General features: G+C 60.6%; 11 protein-coding genes. 8 read left to right on the top strand and 3 right to left on the bottom strand.

Going from position 1 to position 16,678, the window contains the following annotated elements; all coding sequences use genetic code 11:
- Positions 1 to 312: 312 nt before the first annotated feature.
- Positions 313 to 1,089, top strand: a complete 777-nt coding sequence (locus C4J89_RS22930; protein WP_124364493.1) for a ferredoxin--NADP reductase — start codon at positions 313 to 315, stop codon at positions 1,087 to 1,089.
- Positions 1,090 to 1,133: 44 nt separating this feature from the next.
- On the opposite strand, the gene mscL is transcribed toward C4J89_RS22930, so the two are convergent.
- Positions 1,134 to 1,550: a large-conductance mechanosensitive channel protein MscL gene (gene mscL / locus C4J89_RS22925; protein ID WP_065910193.1), complete on the bottom strand. Its 417-nt coding sequence runs from the start codon at positions 1,548 to 1,550 to the stop codon at positions 1,134 to 1,136.
- A 287-nt stretch (positions 1,551 to 1,837) separates the two neighbouring features.
- Between mscL and katB the strand changes: the two genes are divergently transcribed.
- The 6 genes from katB to yjiA all read left to right on the top strand — a co-directional run bounded on the left by katB (position 1,838) and on the right by yjiA (position 9,152).
- Positions 1,838 to 3,379, top strand: coding sequence for a catalase KatB (gene katB / locus C4J89_RS22920; RefSeq protein ID WP_124415645.1), 1,542 nt, complete (start codon positions 1,838 to 1,840; stop codon positions 3,377 to 3,379).
- A gap of 138 nt (positions 3,380 to 3,517) precedes the next feature.
- Positions 3,518 to 4,066 carry an ankyrin repeat domain-containing protein gene (locus C4J89_RS22915; protein ID WP_124415644.1) on the top strand — a complete coding sequence of 183 codons (549 nt, stop codon included), beginning with the start codon at positions 3,518 to 3,520 and terminating at the stop codon, positions 4,064 to 4,066.
- Positions 4,067 to 4,101: 35 nt separating this feature from the next.
- Entirely contained in the window at positions 4,102 to 5,469 is a 1,368-nt protein-coding gene (gene radA, locus C4J89_RS22910; RefSeq protein ID WP_124368425.1) for a DNA repair protein RadA, read from the top strand.
- Between the two features lie 305 nt (positions 5,470 to 5,774).
- Positions 5,775 to 7,841, top strand: coding sequence for a carbon starvation CstA family protein (locus C4J89_RS22905; RefSeq protein WP_124364489.1), 2,067 nt, complete (start codon positions 5,775 to 5,777; stop codon positions 7,839 to 7,841).
- A 15-nt stretch (positions 7,842 to 7,856) separates the two neighbouring features.
- A complete protein-coding gene (locus tag C4J89_RS22900; RefSeq protein WP_003176208.1) occupies positions 7,857 to 8,054 on the top strand; it encodes a YbdD/YjiX family protein in 198 nt (65 codons plus the stop codon).
- A gap of 138 nt (positions 8,055 to 8,192) precedes the next feature.
- Positions 8,193 to 9,152 carry a GTPase gene (gene yjiA / locus C4J89_RS22895; RefSeq protein WP_124415643.1) on the top strand — a complete coding sequence of 320 codons (960 nt, stop codon included), beginning with the start codon at positions 8,193 to 8,195 and terminating at the stop codon, positions 9,150 to 9,152.
- Positions 9,153 to 9,338: 186 nt separating this feature from the next.
- On the opposite strand, the gene glyA is transcribed toward yjiA, so the two are convergent.
- Positions 9,339 to 10,592, bottom strand: a complete 1,254-nt coding sequence (gene glyA / locus C4J89_RS22890) for a serine hydroxymethyltransferase (RefSeq protein WP_124415642.1) — start codon at positions 10,590 to 10,592, stop codon at positions 9,339 to 9,341.
- 227 nt (positions 10,593 to 10,819) lie between these two features.
- The gene (locus C4J89_RS22885; protein WP_124415641.1) at positions 10,820 to 14,671 is read right to left on the bottom strand and encodes a bifunctional diguanylate cyclase/phosphodiesterase; all 3,852 of its coding nucleotides are present in this window, start codon (positions 14,669 to 14,671) and stop codon (positions 10,820 to 10,822) included.
- A 285-nt stretch (positions 14,672 to 14,956) separates the two neighbouring features.
- On the opposite strand from C4J89_RS22885, the gene ettA reads away from it, so the two are divergent.
- Positions 14,957 to 16,621, top strand: coding sequence for an energy-dependent translational throttle protein EttA (gene ettA / locus C4J89_RS22880; RefSeq protein ID WP_124368420.1), 1,665 nt, complete (start codon positions 14,957 to 14,959; stop codon positions 16,619 to 16,621).
- The last annotated feature ends 57 nt before the right edge of the window (positions 16,622 to 16,678 follow it).

The following is a 16,678-nucleotide window of genomic DNA, read 5'->3' as shown; positions in this document are numbered from 1 at the left end:
TGTTTTACGCCTTCAAAGCTGAACAAGGAGTCAGCTTTTGTAGGTGTTAGTGGGGGAGGGCTTGTTTTTTCAAGAGCTTGTAAATGCTGTCAAAATGACATCTCTTGCAGGCTCGACTTCAACTTGTGGTGTACTGCAAGTGCGTTAATAGCGAAATATTTAGTTCGATGCAGCGCGGCGCTGATTTGCCACTTTTGTCATAACGCTGAAACAGCGTCGCCGTTGGGATGGCGGTAATGCCAGTACAAATCAACGGTGTTTGCGCGGCCTGCTTTGAGGGACACTAAGGCTCTGTGCAAAACGGAGCCTCCCATGACGGCCAGTGCTGAAAAATTTACCCGCCAGACCTTGCTCGACGTGCAATCGCTGACCCCCAGTCTCTTCACCCTGCGTACCACGCGCGACGCCGGTTTTCGGTTTACCGCCGGCCAGTTCGTGCGCCTGGGCGTCACTAGGGCGGATGGCAGTACCGTATGGCGCGCTTACTCCATCGTGTCTTCGCCGTTTGACGAACACCTCGATTTCTTTTCCATTGTTGTTCCGGGGGGCGAGTTCACCAGTGAGTTAAGCCGTCTTAAGGTGGGCGATACCTTGCTGGTGGAGCGCCAGGCCACCGGTTTCCTGACCTTGAACCGCTTTGTAGACGGGCGTGATCTGTGGCTGTTGGGCACCGGTACCGGTGTGGCGCCGTTCCTGTCGATCCTGCAGGATTTCGAGGTATGGGAGAAATTCGAGCGTATCGTCCTGGTGTACAGCGCCCGAGAGGCCAAGGAGCTGGCGTACCAATCGCTGATCACTGAACTGGGCGAGCGTGAATACCTGGCCGACTATGCCCACAAGCTCACCTACATCCCTATCGTCACCCGTGAACGGCATCCGGGCGCGTTGAATGGGCGCATCACCACGTTGATCGAGAACGGCGAACTGGAGAGCGCAGCCGGCGTCGCGCTGACCCCGGAGCATTCCCGCGTGCTGATTTGCGGCAATCCGCAGATGGTCGACGACACTCGCCAGTTGCTCAAACAGCGCGACATGCAACTGAGCCTGAGCCGACGCCCGGGCCAGGTGGCGGTGGAAAACTATTGGTAAAAAAAAAGGCGCCTCACGAGGCGCCTTTTACGTTGAGCCGCAGCTCAGAGCGGTTTGTCATTCTGTGCCTTGAGCAGATCGCGGATCTCGCCCAGCAGCACCTCTTCCTTTGTCGGCGTCGGCGGCAAGCTCGGGGCTACGGCCTCTTCGCGCTTGAGGCGGTTGATGGCCTTTACACCCATGAAGATGGCGAAAGCGACGATCAAAAAGTCGACCACGCTCTGGATGAACTTGCCGTACGCCAGCACCACGGCGGGTACATCGCCTTGCGCGGCTTTAAGCGTGATTGCCAGGTCGCCGAAGTCCACGCCACCGATCAACAGGCCGAGCGGCGGCATCACCACGTCCCCTACAAATGAGGAAACAATTTTGCCGAACGCGGCGCCGATGATGATACCGACGGCCATGTCGACCACATTACCTTTGACCGCAAAGGCCTTGAACTCACTGATCACGCCCATAAGTTATTCCTTGTTACAGATGAGAAGGGTGGAGGTCAGTGTAAGTCAGTCGTAGCGGGCTAGCGCGACACAACCGTTAACACTGTTGGTTTTTATCGACACATTAAATCGCAATTAGTTTGCAAAGTGCCACCAATCGCGCGCGAAATACGCCGTATTTCAGCGGGTTACCATATTTTTTTCTCAATCGGCCCTGTGGTGTTTTTCTATTTATCTTCTGACCCGCAGGTCACTAGCCTCTGGCAAGCACAACTGAATGTGCACTAAAAAAACCAGAGGAAACCTTGATGAACATTTCAATCAACCGCAGGCCCGTGTCCGCGCGCCATGCGCTGGCGTTGGTGACCGCCAGCCTGCTGACCCTCTCCGTACAAGCCGCCAACCTGACCCGCGATAACGGCGCCAACGTTGGGGATAACCAGAATTCGCAGACCGCCGGCGCCAATGGCCCTGTGCTGCTGCAGGATGTCCAACTGATTCAGAAGCTGCAGCGCTTCGACCGCGAACGCATCCCCGAGCGCGTGGTTCACGCTCGTGGTACGGGCGCCCATGGCACGTTCACCGTCACCGACAACCTCAGCGACCTGACCAAGGCCAAGGTGTTCGCCGCCGGTGAAGCCACGCCGGTATTCGTGCGCTTCTCGGCCGTGGTCCACGGTAACCATTCCCCCGAGACCCTGCGCGACCCACGGGGCTTCGCGACCAAGTTCTACACCGCCGAAGGCAACTGGGACTTGGTCGGCAATAACTTCCCGACCTTCTTCATTCGCGATGCCATCAAGTTCCCGGACATGGTCCACGCGTTCAAACCGGACCCGCGTACTAACCTGGACGACGACTCGCGTCGTTTCGACTTCTTCTCCCATGTTCCAGAATCCACTCGTACACTGACCGAGCTGTACTCGGACTCCGGCACGCCGGCCAGTTATCGGGAAATGGACGGCAATGGCGTACATGCCTACAAGTTGATCAACGCCAAGGGCGAAGTGCACTATGTCAAGTTCCACTGGAAGAGCCTGCAAGGCATCAAGAATCTTGATCCCAAGCAAGTCACCGAAGTGCAAGGGCGTGACTACAGCCACATGACCAATGACCTGGTCACCCACATCAACAAGGGCGACTTCCCCAAGTGGGACTTGTATGTGCAGGTGTTGAAACCTGAAGACTTGGCCAAGTTCGATTTCGACCCGCTGGACGCCACCAAGATCTGGCCGAATGTGCCGGAGCGCAAAGTCGGGCAAATGGTGCTCAACCGCAACCCGGCCAATGTGTTCCAGGAGACCGAACAAGTCGCGATGGCCCCGGCCAACCTGGTGCCGGGTATCGAACCGTCGGAAGACCGCCTGTTGCAAGGTCGGGTGTTCTCCTACGCCGATACGCAAATGTACCGCCTGGGCGCCAACGCGCTGCAACTGCCGATCAACGCGCCACGGGTGACCGTCAACAACGGTAACCAGGACGGCGCGCTGAATTTCGGCAAGACCACCACCGGCGTGAACTACCAGCCAAGCCGCCTGCTGCCACGGGATGAGCCGCAATCTGCGCGCTACAGCCAATCGCCGCTGTCGGGCAGCACCCAGCAGGCGAAGATCCAGCGTGAGCAGAACTTCAAGCAGGCCGGTGACTTGTATCGCTCCTACAGCAAGAAAGAGCGTCAGGACCTGATCGACAACTTCGGCGGCTCGCTGGCGACCACGGACGATGAGAGCAAGCACATCATCCTCTCGTTCCTCTACAAGGCCGATCCGGAATACGGCACCGGCGTGGCCAAGGTGGCCAAGGGCGACCTGGCTCGTGTGAAAGCACTGGCTGAAAAACTGAGCGACTAACCGCGCCCTCCTGTAGGAGCGAGCTTGCTCGCGAAGAACTCAAAGGCAACGCATTTATCCAGGATGCACGCGTTATCGTTGACGTTTTTCGCGAGCAAGCTCGCTCCTACAAGGGGATATTTTTCAAGGATTTTGATCATGCGTACGTTCATATGGGCACTTCTGGCCTGCTGTTCGTTCAGTGTGCTGGCCGAACAACCCCCCTCCAATGACCCTGGTGCGCTCAAGGCGCAGCTTCAGGACTACTATTTCGACGCCGCCCGTCGTGGCGATCTCGACATGCTCAACACTTTCATTGAATCGGGCTACGCCCTGAATACTCAGGACGACAAGGGCTACACTGCCCTGATCCTGGCCGCCTATCACGGCGAAGGTGCCTACGTGGAGCGTTTGCTCGCCGCCGGTGCCGACGCGTGCGTGCAGGACAAACGCGGCAACACTGCGCTCATGGGAGCCATCTTCAAAGGCGAGCTGAGCATCGCCCAGCGCTTGCTGGCGACCGACTGTAACCCCGACCAACGCAATGGCGCGGGGCAGACCGCCGCCATGTACGCCGGGCTGTTCAAGCGGGTCGAATTGCTGGGCGAATTGAAGGCCAAAGGCGCCGATCTCAACGCCGAAGACCCCATCGGTAACACGGCTTCACGCTTGGTCAACGGCGAAATCCGGACCCCGGCGCCGCGCTGAGCTATCATCGCGGTTTTTCGGTTGGAGGTTCTCGAATGGCTAAGGCCAAGCGCATGTACGGCTGCACGGAGTGCGGCGCGACCTTTCCCAAGTGGGCGGGCCAGTGCGGCGAGTGCGGTGCGTGGAACACCCTGACTGAAACCATGATTGAAAGCGGCGGCGCTGCGGCCCCTGCCGGGCGCACCGGCTGGACCGGGCAACAAGCGCAGATCAAGACCTTGGCCGAAGTCAGCGTCGAAGAGGTGCCGCGCTTCTCCACGGCCTCCGGTGAGCTGGACCGGGTATTGGGCGGTGGCCTGGTGGACGGCTCCGTCGTGTTGATCGGCGGCGACCCAGGCATCGGTAAATCCACGATCCTGCTGCAAACGCTGTGCAGCATCGCCAGCCGCATGCCGGCGCTGTACGTCACCGGCGAAGAGTCCCAGCAACAAGTGGCGATGCGCGCTCGTCGCCTGGGCTTGCCCCAGGACCAACTGCGGGTCATGACCGAAACCTGCATCGAAACCATCATCGCCACGGCGCGGATCGAGAAGCCAAAGGTCATGGTGATCGACTCGATCCAGACGATTTTTACCGAGCAACTGCAATCTGCCCCTGGCGGCGTCTCCCAAGTGCGTGAAAGTGCGGCGCTGTTGGTGCGCTACGCCAAGCAGAGCGGTACGGCGATCTTCCTGGTGGGCCACGTGACCAAGGAAGGCGCGCTGGCCGGGCCGCGCGTGCTGGAACACATGGTGGATACCGTGCTGTATTTCGAAGGTGAATCCGATGGCCGCCTTAGGTTGCTGCGGGCGGTGAAAAACCGCTTCGGCGCGGTGAACGAGTTGGGTGTGTTCGCCATGACTGACCGGGGGCTGAAAGAAGTCTCCAATCCATCGGCGATTTTTCTTACCCGCGCCCAGGAAGAAGTCCCCGGCAGCGTGGTGATGGCGACCTGGGAAGGCACCCGGCCGATGCTGGTGGAGGTCCAGGCGCTGGTGGATGACAGCCATCTGGCCAACCCGCGCCGGGTCACCCTTGGGCTGGATCAAAACCGCCTGGCGATGCTGCTGGCAGTGTTGCACCGCCATGGGGGTATTCCGACCCACGACCAGGACGTGTTCCTTAACGTGGTCGGCGGGGTCAAGGTGTTGGAGACCGCGTCTGATCTGGCGCTGATGGCGGCGGTGATGTCCAGCCTGCGTAACCGGCCCTTGCCCCATGATTTGCTGGTGTTTGGTGAAGTGGGCCTGTCGGGCGAAGTGCGCCCGGTGCCCAGTGGCCAGGAGCGCTTGAAGGAAGCGGCCAAGCACGGCTTCAAACGCGCGATCGTGCCCAAGGGCAATGCGCCAAAGGAAATGCCGCCGGGGTTGCAGGTGATTGGGGTCACGCGCCTGGAGCAAGCCTTGGATGCCTTGTTTGAGTAGCGCCCACACCACAAAACCAATGTGGGAGGGGGCTTGCCCCCGATAGCGGTGTGTCAGGCACTTATAGGTCACTGATACACCGCCATCGGGAGCAAGCCCCCTCCCACATTTTGATCTGTGTTGGCTTCTAGCTTTCCAGCAATGCCGAATAGGCAAATTGTAGCCCTACGCCATCATTCGGCAGTTATTTCTGCTTTTTTTGCGCCGGCAAGGCTCTAGACCAACGTAGGGGGGTGGCCTTTAAGGCCAACAGCGCTAAACTCGGGCTGGCTGTCCTTTCTGTCCACCCTGGCTGGAATATAAAAATGAAAAATAATAATAGCCTGCTACGCCATCTACCCTGGCTGGTGCTGGCAATCGTAGGAGCGTGCGCCCTTGGCGTAGTGGCCTTGCGCCGCGGCGAGGCGATCAACGCCTTGTGGATTGTGGTCGCTGCAGTGGCCATCTACCTGGTTGCGTACCGTTACTACAGTCTGTTCATCGCCAATAACGTGATGCAACTGGACCCACGGCGGGCCACCCCCGCAGTGATCAACAACGACGGTCTGGACTACGTGCCGACCAACAAACACATCCTTTTCGGTCACCACTTTGCGGCGATTGCCGGCGCAGGCCCTCTGGTCGGCCCGGTATTGGCGGCGCAAATGGGTTACCTGCCCGGCACCCTGTGGCTGATCGCCGGCGTGGTGCTGGCCGGTGCGGTGCAGGATTTCATGATCCTGTTCCTGTCCACCCGGCGTAACGGCCGTTCCCTGGGCGACATGGTCCGCGAAGAAATGGGCCGCGTGCCGGGGACCATCGCGCTGTTTGGCTGCTTCCTGATCATGATCATCATCCTCGCGGTGCTGGCGCTGATCGTGGTCAAGGCCCTGGCCGAGAGCCCGTGGGGCATCTTCACGGTGATGGCGACCATCCCGATCGCGATGTTCATGGGCATCTACATGCGCTACATCCGCCCGGGGCGCATCGGTGAAATCTCGATCATCGGCGTGCTGTTGCTGCTCGGTTCGATCTGGCTGGGCGGGCAGATTGCCGCTGACCCGGTCTGGGCCAAGGCCTTCACCTTCACCGGGATCCAGATCACCTGGATGCTGATCGGCTATGGTTTCGTCGCGGCAGTGTTGCCGGTGTGGCTGATCCTGGCACCGCGTGACTACCTGTCGACCTTCCTGAAGATCGGCACCATCATCGCCCTGGCGATTGGCATCCTGGTCACCATGCCTGACCTGAAAATGCCGGCGCTCACCCAGTTCATCGACGGCACGGGCCCTGTGTGGAAGGGTGGCCTGTTCCCGTTCCTGTTCATCACGATCGCCTGTGGCGCGGTCTCCGGCTTCCATGCGCTGATCTCCTCGGGCACCACGCCCAAGCTACTGGCCAATGAAGGCCACGCCCGTTACATCGGTTACGGCGGCATGCTGATGGAGTCATTCGTGGCCATCATGGCGATGGTTGCCGCGTCGGTGATCGAGCCTGGCGTGTACTTCGCCATGAACAGTCCGGCGGCGATCGTCGGCAGCGACGTCGTGACCGTGGCGCAGACCGTCAGCAGCTGGGGCTTTGCAATCACCCCCGAGGCGCTGTCGGCCGTGGCCCACGACATCGGTGAAACCACCATTCTGGCGCGTGCCGGCGGTGCGCCGACCCTGGCGGTCGGTATCGCGCAGATCCTGCACAGCGTGCTGCCGGGTGAAAACACCATGGCGTTCTGGTACCACTTTGCGATCCTGTTCGAAGCGCTGTTCATCCTGACGGCGGTTGACGCCGGTACCCGTGCCGGTCGCTTCATGCTGCAGGACCTGCTCGGCTCCTTCGTGCCATCGCTCAAACGCACCGAATCCTGGACCGCCAACCTGATCGCCACCGCCGGTTGTGTGGCAATGTGGGGTTACCTGCTGTACCAGGGCGTGATCGATCCACTGGGTGGCATCAACACCTTGTGGCCGTTGTTCGGTATCTCCAACCAGATGCTGGCGGGTATCGCGCTGATGCTGGCCACGGTTGTGCTGATCAAAATGAAGCGCCAGCGCTACATTTGGGTGACCTTGCTGCCGGCGGTCTGGCTGCTGATCTGCACCACCACGGCGGGCTTCATCAAGTTGTTCGACGCCAACCCGGCGATCGGCTTCCTGTCGCTGGCCAAGAAATACAGTGATGCCCTGGCCAATGGCCAGATCCTGGCCCCGGCCAAGAGCATCGATCAGATGCAGCATGTGATCTATAACGCCTATACCAACGCCACGCTGACGGCGCTGTTCCTGTTCGTGGTGTTCAGCATCCTGTTCTATGCGCTCAAGGTCGGCATTGCCGCCTGGGGCAACAAAGAGCGTACGGATAAAGAAGCCCCGTTCCAGGCTGTACCGGACGCATAAACGAGGATTGCACCCATGTTCAATGACATCAGTCGCCTCGGTAAATACCTCGGTCAGGCCGCGCGCCTGATGGTCGGCATGCCCGACTACGACACTTACGTCGAGCATATGCAAACCAAACACCCGGACAAGCCGATGATGGACTACAAGGCGTTCTTCCGGGAACGCCAGGAAGCCCGTTACGGCGGCAAGGGTGGGCCCAAGTGCTGCTGAATTAAAGTAGCACCCCTTGTGGGAGGGGGCTTGCTCCCGATAGCGGTGTATCAGTGCCACATAAGTGCCTGACACACTGCTATCGGGAGCAAGCCCCCTCCCACATTTGTTTCTGTGTTTCTTCAAGGAGAATTTCTTTTGTCCTCTCCCATTCCCGTCACCGTTCTCAGCGGCTTTCTCGGCGCTGGCAAGACCACCTTGCTGCGCCATCTGCTCAAGGCCGAACACGGCTTGAAGATCGCCGTGATCGAAAACGAATTCAGTGACGCCGGCATCGACACCCAACTGCTGGGCGCCGAGCCGGTGCAAGTCATGACCCTGTCCAACGGCTGCGTGTGCTGCACCATCCACACCGACCTGACCAAAGCCCTCTACCTGCTGCTTGAGCGCCTGGACAGCGGCGAGATCGCCTTTGACCGCCTGGTGATCGAGTGCACCGGCCTGGCAGACCCTGCGCCCGTGGCGCAGACGTTCTTCATCGACGAGGAACTGCGCGACCGCTACATCCTCGACGGCATCATTACGTTGGTGGACGCCGCCCACGCCGAGCAACACCTGGCCCAGACCATCGCCCAGGCACAGATCGGCTTTGCCGACCGCCTGCTGGTGAGCAAGCGCGACCTGGTAGACGATGCCACCTTCGACGCCCTCAGCGAACGCCTGACCCGCATCAACCGCCGCGCACCGATCCGGGTGGTGGACCATGGCGCCATCGACCTGGCCGAACTGCTCGATGTGCGAGGCTTCAACCTCAACGCCGGCATGAGCCTGCGCCCCGTCAGCGCAGCGCCGTCCATCGACCGCATCTCCAGCCTGGTGCTGCGCACCGACCAGCCGCTGGATATCGACCGCCTCAGTGAGTTCATGAACGAATTGCTGGAAGACCACGGCAAGCAATTGCTGCGTTACAAGGGCGTGCTGAACATTGCCGGGGAAGAGCGGCGCATGGTGTTTCAGGGCGTGCTGAAGCTCTATGGGTTCGACTGGGACACCGAATGGGCCGAAGGCGAGGCACGGGAGAGCGTGATTGTGTTTATTGCCGATGAGTTGCCGGAGGATAAGATTCGCGAAGGCTTTGCCAGGGTCCACCAACCCTGACCTGAAATGCGATCAAAAAATGTGGGAGGGGGCTTGCTCCCGATGGCAGTGTGTCAGGCACTTATCTATTACTGACCCACCGCTATCGGGAGCAAGCCCCCTCCCACATTTGATCGCATTTCACATTCAAACAGCCATAAAAAAAGCCCGGCTTAAGAGCCGGGCTTCTTGTTCAAACCACTGCTATCAAGCGCCGTACACCGGCAGCTTCTTGCAGATAGCCTTGACCTTCTCACGTACCGCGTCGATCACGGTGTCGTTGTTCAGGTCCGCCAGGATGTCGCAGATCCAGCCGGCCAGTTCCTTGCACTCTGCTTCCTTGAAGCCGCGCGTGGTCACAGCCGGGGTGCCGAAGCGCAGGCCGGAGGTGACGAATGGCGAGCGTGGGTCGTTCGGCACGGAGTTCTTGTTCACGGTGATGAAGGCTTTGCCCAGGGCAGCGTCAGCATCTTTACCGGAAATGTCCTGCTTGATCAGCGACAGCAGGAACAGATGGTTTTCAGTCCCGCCGGACACCACGTCATAACCGCGTTCGATGAACACGCCGGCCATGGCCTTGGCGTTCTTGACCACTTGTTGCTGGTAGGTCTTGAACTCAGGCTGCAGCGCTTCCTTGAAGCAGATCGCCTTGGCGGCGATCACGTGCTCCAGCGGGCCACCCTGGGCGCCCGGGAATACCGCAGAGTTCAGCTTCTTCTCGATCTCGGCGTTGGCGCGCGCCAGGATCAGGCCGCCACGTGGACCGCGCAGGGTCTTGTGGGTCGTGGTGGTGACCACGTCAGCGTAAGGCACCGGGTTCGGGTAGACGCCAGCCGCGACCAGACCGGCCACGTGGGCCATGTCGACGAACAGGTAGGCGCCGACCTTGTCCGCGATTTCACGGAAACGTGGGAAATCCAGGATCTGCGAATAGGCAGAGAAACCGGCCACGATCATTTTTGGCTTGTGCTCGACCGCCAGGCGCTCGACTTCGTCGTAGTCGATCAGGCCGTTGGCATCGATGCCGTATTGAACGGCGTTGTACAGCTTGCCCGAGGAAGAAACGCTGGCGCCGTGGGTCAGATGACCGCCGTGGGCCAGGCTCATGCCCAAGATGGTGTCGCCACCTTGCAGCAGGGCCAGGTACACCGCGCTGTTGGCTTGGGAACCCGCGTGCGGCTGGACGTTGGCGTAATCGGCGCCGAACAGCTCTTTTGCACGGTCAATGGCCAACTGCTCAACCACGTCGACGTACTCGCAACCACCGTAGTAGCGCTTGCCTGGGTAGCCTTCGGCGTACTTGTTGGTCAGGACCGAACCTTGAGCCTCCATCACCGCAGGGCTGGTGTAGTTTTCCGAAGCGATCAGCTCAATGTGCTCTTCCTGGCGCACGGCTTCTTGCTCCATGGCGGCGAAGAGATCGGCGTCGTACTTGGCAATAGTCAAATCACGGCTGAACATGGCGGTCCTCAAGGATCGGGGCAGAAAAGGAGGGCATTCTAACCCAATGGGTTTTAGATGGCATATGAAAGGACATCATGTCGCGGACAAGCGGGGCTCATCTGGGGTAGGCGGTGATTGTGCCGGCCTCATCGGGGGCAAGCCCCCTCCCACATTTGAAGGTATTCGCAAGTCAAAAGGTGGGAGGGGGCTTGCCCCCGATGAGGCCATCAGCCCCACACAAAATCTCAGTCGAACATGAACAGCGCATCATTGCTGAACTGCGCCTCGAACCGGCTCGCCGGCATCGGCCGCCCGAACAGGTAACCCTGCACCTCATCGCAGCCATGCTCGCGCAGGAAGTCCAACTGCTCGTGGGTCTCCACGCCCTCGGCGATGACCGCCAGGTTGAGGCTGTGGGCCATGGCGATGATAGCGCGTGCGATCTGCGCGTCCTGCTCGCCGGAGGGCAGGCCATCGACGAACGTGCGGTCGATCTTCAACACGTCGATAGGGAATTGCTTGAGGTAGTTGAGCGACGAATAACCGGTACCGAAGTCATCGACTGCAATGCTCAGCCCCAGGTTTTTCAGGCTGGCGAGGATCTGCAGGGCTTCGTTGACTTCTCGCATCAGGATACTTTCGGTCAGCTCCAGCTCCAGGCACGCCGGCGCCAGGCCGGTGTCCTTGAGGATGGTGGCGATGCGCGTGCCCAGTTGCCCGTCGGAGAACTGCCGCGCCGAGATGTTGACCGAGACTTTCGGCACCCGCACTTTGTTCTGGTGCCAGGTCTTGAGCTGGCGACAGGCTTCGCTGATTACCCAGTCGCCCACGTCCACCACCAGCCCCAACTCCTCCAGCACCGGGATGAAATCCCCCGGCGGCACCAGGCCTCGGCGCGGGTGGCGCCAGCGCAGCAGGGCTTCGGCGCCGGTCAGGCGTTTGCCGTCGCCGCTGAACTGCGGTTGGTAATAGAGCACGAATTCGTTCTGTTCCAGGGCGTGGCGCAGGTCGCTTTCCAGCTCCAGGCGCTCCAGGGCGCTGGCGTTCATGTCGGCCTGGTAGAACTGGAAGTTGTTCTTGCCGCGCTCCTTGGCGTGATACATCGCCGTATCGGCGTTTTTCATCAACTGGCTCAGCTCGTTGCCGTCTTGGGGGCTGAGGGCGATGCCAATACTGGCGGTCACAAAGAACTCGCGACCCTCCAGCACGAACGGCTTCACCAGGCTGGCCAGAATCTGCTCGGCCACCGTAATCGCGCGGTTCAGCGCCAGTTCACGGCTGACGCGGGGTTGCAACAGCAAGGTGAACTCGTCGCCGCCCATACGCGCCACGGTGTCGTCTTCGGCCACGCAACCAAGCAGGCGCGTGGCCATTTCCTTGAGCATACGGTCGCCGGCGGCGTGGCCCAGGGAGTCGTTGATCGGCTTGAAACGGTCGAGGTCGAGGAACATCAACACCACCCACGACTTTTGCCGCTCTGCCGACTGCAACGCGGTGTGCAGGCGGTCCTGGAACAAGGTGCGGTTGGGCAGGTGGGTCAGGGCGTCGTAATAGGCCAGGCGGTGGATGCGCTGTTCACTGGCCTTGCGCTCGCTGATATCACTGAAGAAACACACGTAGCTGGCCAGGTCGCCTTCATCGTCGAACACCGCCGTGATGCCGACCCAGGCCGGGTAGTGCTCGCCATTGCGGCGCTTGAGCCACACTTCGCCTTCCCAGGTACTGTGCTGGTGCAGTTGCTTGAGCACGTAGCGCAGGTGGGCTTCTTGCTGTTCGTCGACGGTGAGCATGTTCGGCAGCTGGTCGAGTACATCGCTCACGGCGTAACCGCTGACCCGGCTGAAGGCCTCGTTGGCCTGCACGATATAGCCGGCCGGGTCGGTGATCAGGATGGCTGAGGTTGAGTGTTCGAACACTGTGGCCGCCATGCGCAGGTCTTTTTCGGCGCGGCGTTGCTGGCTGATATCGCGGCCCACGCCGAGGATGCCTTCAAACGCGCCATGTTCGTCCCACACCAGCACCACGCGCAGCTCGATGGGCACTTTACGCCCATCGGCGCGCAGGCAGTCGAACAGGAACAGTTGGGTCTGCACCTCGTCGCGCAGGCTGTTCAGCGCTTCGGGGTTGCCCACCGCGCGACTGACCTGTTCCATCAGCCCATAAATACCGCTGAGCTGTTGCGGGTTGGCGATGATCGACTGCCAGCCATTCTTGAACACCCAGTCCACGTCATACCCCAGTACCGCATTGACCGAGGGGCTGACGTAGTTGAGGGCCAACTGGCTGTCGGTGGAACAGATCACGTCACTGATGCTTTCGGCCAGCATGCGGTAGCGCTGTTCGCTGTCGCGCAGGGATTCGCTGGCCTCGATCTGGTCGGTGATGTCCTTGGCCACGCCGATGATCCGTGTGACCACCGCCGACGTGTCCCTGGCCAGGGCCTGTTCGCGGATGTCGAAGCGTCGCCACTGGTTATTGCGGTGACGAAAGCGCAGTTGGCAGTGCAGTTGGGTGGTGTAGGCCGCCTGGCGTTGCTGTTGACGCAAGTCGTGGTAATGCTCGGCGTCTTCGGGATGCAAGAGGATTTCCCAGAAGTACTCGCCCATCTCGTGCAGTTCGGCCTTGTCGTAGCCGAGGGTATGGCCCAAGTGATGGTTGCTGAAAATCATGCGCTGGCTGATAACGTCCTGCACATACAGGTGGTCGGGCACGGTGCGTACCACATCCGACCAGAAACTCTCGCGCTCGACCAGCGACAGCTCGATCAGCTTGCGACTGGTGATATCGCTGATGCTGAGGATCACCGCCTTGACGTCATCCTGCTGTTCCGGCAAACGCATCACGAGCCACAGGTACTGGTCATTGCCCGCCACATCGTTGAGCTGGATTTCCAGCTCCAGCTGTTTTTGCCGGGTCAGTACGGCTTCGAGCACCTGGTGGCCGATAGACGTGGCATTGCTCGGGCAATCGTCAATCAGGCGCTCCCAGGCCTGCTCGCAGGAAGCCACGTTCAACAGGCGCACCGCCATCTGGTTGACCTCGGTGACGCGCAGCTCTTTGAGCAGTTTGCGCCGCTCAGCGGGGTTGGCCCGCAGCCAGGCGTGCAATTGCTCGCGGCCCTGCACCTGGGTCTTGTCGCAGAACGCCTTCAACCCCGAAAGGTCGAGTACGCACAGGGCCACGCCGGTGCCTTCGAAAATATCCTGATAACGCCGCCGGCCTTCGTGCACCTGGCGCTGACGGCGGCGCATGTTCAGCAGCACGATTACCGGGACCAGCGAAAACGCCAGCCCCAGCAGGCATTTGCCGATAAACGCCGGCAGCAGTTGTTCGAGCACCGCGCTGCGGTCGAACAGCCCGCGCAGTTGCCAGTCGCTCTTGCTCAACGGCGTGACCAGCACGCTTTTATTCAATTCGTCCGGGGTCAACGCACCGGCCCACGGAGCCGGCATACCGTTGTCACGGCTGACCACGCGCTGGTTCAGGCGGTTCTCGATCGCCCACATCGGGCGCTGGCCCTTGGCATCCTGGCGAGTCAGGTTGGCCAGGTAGGTGGGCGCCAGGCGCAGCGCCCAGTACATCTTCGAGCCGCCGCTGGGCTGGTGCAGCAACAGATAAATCACGTTGCCGTCGTTGTCGTTGCTCAGGTAATAGGATTGGGCGTGGCTGCGCTTGACCAGTTCCTGGAGCAGGGCGCTGTCCTGGCTGTCGTTGGCGGTGTCGCTGATCAGGGCTCCGCTGGGGGCGAGCAGGGCGACGCTGCGCAGTTCGGGCAATGAGCGCTGCAACGTGAGGATCAGGGCCTGGTGTTGTTCGGCGTTGCGCGGCGGCTCGACGATCGGCAGCAGATTCAGGGCAATCTGTGCGCTCAAGGCCATGTTCTGGCTGATCTGCTCGGCCAGGTCGGCGCTGTAGTCGATGGTGTATTGCTGCTGGTTTTTCTGGTTTTGCTGCAATTGGTCGAGCAGTTGCCAGAACAATAACGCGAGCAACATCAGCACAAGCGTCGCCAATGCGCCTTTGAGGGTGCCATGCAGGGGCGCTCCCGGCGCTATATGAGCGGCGCGCAAGGGAGTAGGCGACGTGACTTTGGACAAGCTGTAATCCTGCGGTTTGGCTGGACTGGCGCGCGACGTGCACTATAAGCCGGACGCCCGGAGGGCGGCTAGCATGCCTTGAGTTGTGGCAAAGTGCCAGTCCCGCCTGGCTGGACTGCCCCAGCGCATTCAGGTAGCTTTGCCGGTTACGCGGGGGCGTTCCAGCCCCAGACATTCAGGCTTTTTCCGCTCGCCGGCATTGATGATAGTCAACGGCCCGCGCGGCGCATGGCCTGGCACGGGCTTCGTCCGCTTAATTCATCCGTCACTGACGCTAGGTTCACCATGGCTCAATACGTCTTCACCATGCATCGGCTGGGAAAAGTTGTTCCGCCGAAGCGGGAAATCCTGAAAAACATTTCACTGTCCTTTTTCCCGGGCGCCAAGATCGGCGTGCTCGGCCTCAACGGTTCGGGTAAATCCACGCTGCTGAAAATCATGGCTGGCGTCGACACCGAGTTCGAAGGCGAAGCCCGCCCGATGCCCGAACTGAACATCGGTTACCTGCCCCAGGAGCCGATCCTGGACCCGACCAAGACCGTACGTGAAGTGGTCGAGGAAGCGGTCGCCGTGATCAAGAACGCCCAGGCCCGCCTGGACGAAGTCTACGCCGCTTACGCCGAGGAAGATGCCGACTTCGACAAGCTGGCCGCGGAACAGGCCAAGCTCGAGGCGATCCTGCAGGCCAGCGACGGTCACAACCTGGAGCGCCAGCTGGAAGTCGCCGCCGACGCGTTGCGCCTGCCGGCGTGGGACGCCAAGGTCGAATTCCTCTCCGGCGGTGAAAAACGCCGTGTGGCCCTGTGCCGCCTGCTGCTGTCGGCTCCCGACATGTTGCTGCTCGACGAACCGACCAACCACTTGGACGCCGATTCCGTCGCCTGGCTGGAACATTTCCTTCACGACTTCCCAGGCACCGTGGTTGCGATCACGCACGACCGCTACTTCCTGGACAACGTCGCCGGCTGGATCCTCGAGCTCGACCGTGGCGCCGGTATCCCTTACGAGGGTAACTACTCCGGTTGGCTGGAAGCCAAGTCTGATCGTCTGGCCGCCGAATCCAAGCAGCAATCGGCCCATGAAAAAGCCATGAAGGAAGAACTGGAGTGGGTGCGCAAAGGCGCCAAGGCTCGCCAGTCCAAATCCAAGGCCCGTCTGCAGCGCTTTGAAGAAATGCAGTCGCAGGAATTCCAGAAGCGCAGCGAAACCAACGAGATCTACATCCCGGCCGGCCCGCGCCTGGGTGACAAGGTCATCGAATTCAAGAACGTGAGCAAAGGCTACGGCGACCGTGTGTTGATCGACAACCTGTCGTTCTCCATGCCAAAAGGCGCAATCGTCGGCGTTATCGGTGGTAACGGTGCGGGTAAATCCACGCTGTTCCGCATGCTGATGGGCAAGGAAACCCCGGACTCCGGCAGCATCGAGATCGGCGAAACCGTGCAACTGGCCTGTGTGGACCAGAGCCGCGACGACCTCGACGGCAGCAAGACGGTGTTCCAGCAGATTTCCGACGGTTCCGACCAGATCCGTATCGGCAACTACGAAATCCCGTCGCGCACCTATGTCGGCCGCTTCAACTTCAAGGGCGGCGACCAGCAGAAGTTCGTCAAGGACCTGTCCGGTGGTGAGCGTGGCCGCTTGCACCTGGCCCTGACCTTGAAAGAAGGCGGCAACGTCTTGCTGCTCGACGAACCGTCCAACGACCTCGACGTTGAAACCCTGCGCTCCCTGGAAGAAGCTCTGCTGGACTTCCCGGGCGCCGCCATTGTGATCTCTCACGATCGGTGGTTCCTTGACCGTGTCGCGACCCACATCCTGGCGTACGAGGATGATTCGCAAGCGGTGTTCTTCGAAGGCAACTACACCGAGTATGAAGCCGACCGCAAGAAGCGTTTGGGCGACGCGGCGGCCCAGCCGCACCGGGTACGCCACAAGAAACTGGCCTGATTCGGCAACAGGCGCCGCCTCGGCAGCGCCTGTACGGAGCAGCCTGTAGAAAAATAC

It is taken from the genome of Pseudomonas sp. R4-35-07 (genome assembly GCF_003852235.1).
Taxonomy (GTDB): Bacteria; Pseudomonadota; Gammaproteobacteria; order Pseudomonadales; family Pseudomonadaceae; genus Aquipseudomonas.
This window is presented reverse-complemented; position numbering and strand designations above follow the sequence as displayed.